General features: G+C 49.6%; 2 protein-coding genes. Both read left to right on the top strand.

Features of this window, described 5'->3' with window-relative positions:
• Positions 1 to 420 precede the first annotated feature (420 nt).
• The gene (locus KOR42_RS25760) at positions 421 to 621 is read left to right on the top strand and encodes a hypothetical protein (protein WP_146512672.1); all 201 of its coding nucleotides are present in this window, start codon (positions 421 to 423) and stop codon (positions 619 to 621) included.
• A 169-nt stretch (positions 622 to 790) separates the two neighbouring features.
• Positions 791 to 3,919, top strand: coding sequence for a serine/threonine protein kinase (locus KOR42_RS25755; RefSeq protein WP_231741139.1), 3,129 nt, complete (start codon positions 791 to 793; stop codon positions 3,917 to 3,919).
• Positions 3,920 to 4,405: the final 486 nt, after the last annotated feature.

Raw genomic sequence — 4,405 nt, 5'->3', positions numbered from 1 at the left:
CAAATCGAGCGAAGCCATGATCTATGTGGCTTCCATTGGTCGCATGCTCCGCCGCTTAGCTCCTTCACCCAACCAAGCTCCGTTCAAATACCGACTTACAGCATGAAGAGGATTCCGGATAGGCTCTCAGTCGTTAATTCGTTCTTCCAGCAAGACGCTGAACCGAAAGAGAGCACATCAAAATCCATTGCACCACGAAACATTAAATCACCAGGAGTGGACGATCAGTAAACCACGGCCCATTCGCCCACGCAATACATATGAACATTTTTGCAATCGTTAGAACACTCGTGGAAGAAGCGGATGGTGTCAAAGTTCATTGCTGCCAGCCGAGCGGACATCAAAAAATATCCCTATTCGTGAGCTGGAAGCTTGGAATCGTGATGGAAGCAAACGTGGAACCGGATTCCGGACACCGGCATGACTGAGACTTCACTAAGCTTTCTTGCGAGAATCCGCCAGGGAACCGACTCAGATTCCTGGAATAAACTTGCGGAGTTGTATGTACCATTGATGCGGCGGCGGACCTGCAACATGGCAATTGGGTCTGTTTATGTGGCCCACAATCGCGTGCTGACCGCCCTGCGTCACAAGGCGGACGGCCTCGTTGAGTCCCATTAGTATGCGAGCGACCGTGATGCGAAAATCAGGCACGTCACAAATTCTTTACTGCATGCGAACCGCGATTATTTGACAAAGTTTTTCCGGCCGGTGTAAGAATTCGAGGTTTTTCGTTCTTTTCTTGTATCACAACGATTAAACATTTGACCCTGCTTGGACCAACATGACTATGAACACTTCAATAGTTCACCCAAAGAAGGAACAATTGATCGCATTCGGCTTAGGCACACTCGAATCGGATGAAGCAGACCAGATTGCGGCCCATCTTTGCGAATGTGAGGATTGCAGTGCAACAATAGTTAATGTTCAAGACGACACTTTTGTATCGCTTATCCGCAGTTCCGCCTCCCCCGCTGATCAACTTAATCAAGAGATTAACGAGAGCCAGGAAATCATGTCCAATATCGCCGCTGACGTGGAGTCGAATCTGACTGGAAGAGACCACAGTCAATTCACGGCATTGCCGGCCGAGCTATGTAATCATCCGCGATATGAAATCCTCGGATTAATCGGCCGCGGCGGAATGGGTGACGTCTACAAAGCCCAGCACAAAGTTATGAATCGCGTTGTTGCATTGAAGGTCATCAAGCCGGAGTTGGTCAGCAATGATGCGGCAGTCGAGCGTTTCCAGCGAGAAGTGCGAGCCGCCGCGAGCTTGCGGAATGCAAATATCGTTACTGCGCATGACGCTGAACAGGCTGGAAATCTTCATTTTTTGGTCATGGAGTACGTCGACGGTGACAATCTGGATGAAATCATCACCAAGGAAGGCCCACTGGACGTGAACGATGCTTGCCAATACATCCGTCAGACGGCTGAAGGGCTGCAACATGCTCATGACTGTGAGATGGTTCATCGCGATATCAAGCCGCACAACTTGATGGTCGAGCAACAAACAGGTTCGATTGTTAGCAATGACTCAATTGTGAAGATTCTCGATTTCGGTCTCGCGAATTTGGCGAATAATGCAGCCGAAGAGGCCATTGAATCTGCAGAAACTCCTAATGATGTTGGTGCATACGATGCACAAGACATTCGTCTTGATTCGCGCATTGTGTACCAACTCACTCAAATGGGCACAATGATGGGGACGCCAGACTATATTGCACCCGAGCAGGCTCAGGATGCGCACTTGGCTGATATTCGTGCAGACATCTACAGCCTTGGATGCACGTTTTTCACGCTACTAACAGGTAGAGCACCTTTTGCTGAAAGTTCGGTTTTGGACAAGGTGAAGGCGCACCACGTAAAAGAAGTTCCATGTCTGAGTAACTTCCGAGACGATGTTCCTTCCGAAGTTGAAGCAGTATTGCAGAAGATGATGGCTAAAAATCCAGCCGAGCGATACCAAACGCCCGCGGAATTGGTAGAGGCTATTTCAGATAATTGCCCACAGGTGGAATTCCCGAGACGCGAAACAACTCGGGTCTCACCTACACGAAAACGCCGCTCATTGGCCCTCACCGTCATCAGTACCATCTTCCTGGCTATGGTTTTTTCCGCAGGTGTGATGATTTATGTTGCTACCGATACAGGAACATTGGTGGTTGACGCCGAGGCGGGGAATCTTGGAACACAAATTGTACTCCTTAAAGACGGCAAGGAATACGCTTCTTTTGATGTCCAACCCGGTAGGTCAACTCAAACGATTCGTGCTGGCAGATACGAGATCACCTTGCGAGGCGATACCAAGGACACCCTATTGAAAGTAACGACTGCCAAAGATGGTAAAACGCAAATCGTTGATTCATTCGAAGACGGGAAGCGGAAAATACTCACCATCTATCGCGGAGGCGATATGACTATTGAAATTGCAAAACAAGCCAAACACGTAGCACAAAATACTGCCCCCAAGGCAAAATCCCGCTTGCCGCCTTGGGCAGATAATGACCTTCCGTTTGATGCAAGTAGCTTCTTTTCTTCGCCCAAAAAGAATGCGGCTACTCTTTACGATCAGGCCTTCAATGAGTTCTCACCGACAGGTCTGGAATCCCAGGGTGATCTATCCAAAGCACAAAAGGAAAAACTGAAACGTGTCAGCGAACGGGAGGATCGCCTGATATCAACAATCACCGAATTTGAGAAAGAGCCATCGTCGGTCGACATGGCCGACCTAAAATTGTTAGTTCTGGAGTTCTCTGATGGGCTTGCTCAACTTCGACTAGCACAGCAGCGTGCGAAATGTGTCTTCCCAGTGAAACTGAACGGACTGGAAACGCTCACCCCTTCTTTTCGTACAGCAGCTGCTCTTCGTGTGGCCGACGTCCTGAAACTAAAAACGTTCCTCGATCTGCAGCAGCCAGACCAGAGTTCGGCAATCACGAATATCGCCATTCTGTTGCGACTTGCACGTGACCTGCGGCCTCGTGGCGACGTCCATAACCAGGTATGTTCATGTCGCCTGGAAGAGGCTGCCTGGAAAGAACTTGTCCCACAAACTCTTTCATCCAACGGAGTCACGACCGCCGATTGTGATCGCATGATTGCAGCCATTCGTGAGCACCAATTGAACTCGTCAATCGATCCAGTTCTTGCCGCCGAGCAGTTTGATCACATCTTCTGGCGTCAGTTGTTGTACCAGTTAGAAAACGGGGAGATTGACCCGGAGAAAGTAAATCGCGAATTTGAGATTAGCAGGAAACCAATTATGACTCTGGGCGCTGTGCTGATTCCAATGCTCTTAGATATTCAGGAATTCCGGCTTAATTCGCTCGCACTTCGAAGGATGATCGATGATTACAAAACCGAAATCCCGAAGGAGATGCTTGATAAAATAACCGCCGATACTGCTCTGAACGAAAAGTTTGAGCGAGTGGTTGCGGGGCTAGCTTTGACGGTTGGAATTGACCGCATGACCGAACTCGACTACGCGATCGAACGACGAACGCTGAACCGTCGCTACGAGCAGCTGAAACAGGTCCGTCAAATGTCCTACCCAAGCCGCTTCGCGAACCTGGAACGACTCAACAAGTATTGGACGGCAGGCTTTCCGCAAGTATCACCTAGGGTCATTGGAATTTTCCAGCAGCAATGGCTCAACATTGTTGCCGATGCATCGAGAAGATCGGATACGCAACGAAGATTGGCAATGGCCTCATTAGCCGTCAAGCGGTGGGAATTATTGCACGGAAAGCGTCCGGCAACACTGGAGGAAGCTATGAAAGGCATCAACCGGACTGTTCCCGTCGATCCATACACTGGGCATCCGCTCAAGTTGAATGACCACGATGGCGATTTGTCTGGCCTGGGAATTATAAGTCCTAACCAAGCCAGCGCAAAGGATGTCATGAGACAGTAATTGAATCCGCGTCGGTTTCATCAACCGACGCGACGTTCCAATCGTACCAGATGAAATAAGAACAAAATTTCACCACATCGATGGCGTGTGAAGCTCTTTTGTGTTCGCACAGACGTTCGAAAGCTCCCCGAGTCGTACTCTATGCGAACACGGGCTCGTTGAGCTGGGAGCCTTTCGTATCAACAACTTACGTCGAACGCCGAACGTCGAGTTTTACCCTTGGGACCCTGTTCCGGCCACTCCAAAGCCGAAACACAAGACCAAGAAGTCCCGCCCTGATGGACTAGAACGGGCTCGACAGTACCAGTCACTTCTCGATTCTGACGAGGTCAAAACACGGGCGGAATTGGCTCGCCATCTAGCAGCCCGTTGAACATTGCGGACTTCTGAGTAGCAGTCTGAGTTTTGGTTGGTTGCCATTGAGTGAGGTCGTGCTTGTTTTGAAGTGCCGGAAGTTGCTTTCGATGGCTCGGGAGAGACTTTGAA

The organism is Thalassoglobus neptunius, from assembly GCF_007859735.1.
In the GTDB taxonomy this organism is placed as follows: domain Bacteria; phylum Planctomycetota; class Planctomycetia; order Planctomycetales; family Planctomycetaceae; genus Thalassoglobus; species Thalassoglobus neptunius.
The sequence above is the reverse complement of the archived record's forward strand: the minus strand, read 5'-3'. Positions and strand labels throughout refer to the sequence as shown.

Excerpts from the sequence above, each read along its gene's own strand:
- KOR42_RS25760 (WP_146512672.1), top strand. The coding sequence starts at position 421 with ATGACTGAGACTTCACTAAGCTTTCTTGCGAGAATCCGCCAGGGAACC.
- KOR42_RS25755 (WP_231741139.1), top strand. The coding sequence starts at position 791 with ATGAACACTTCAATAGTTCACCCAAAGAAGGAACAATTGATCGCATTC.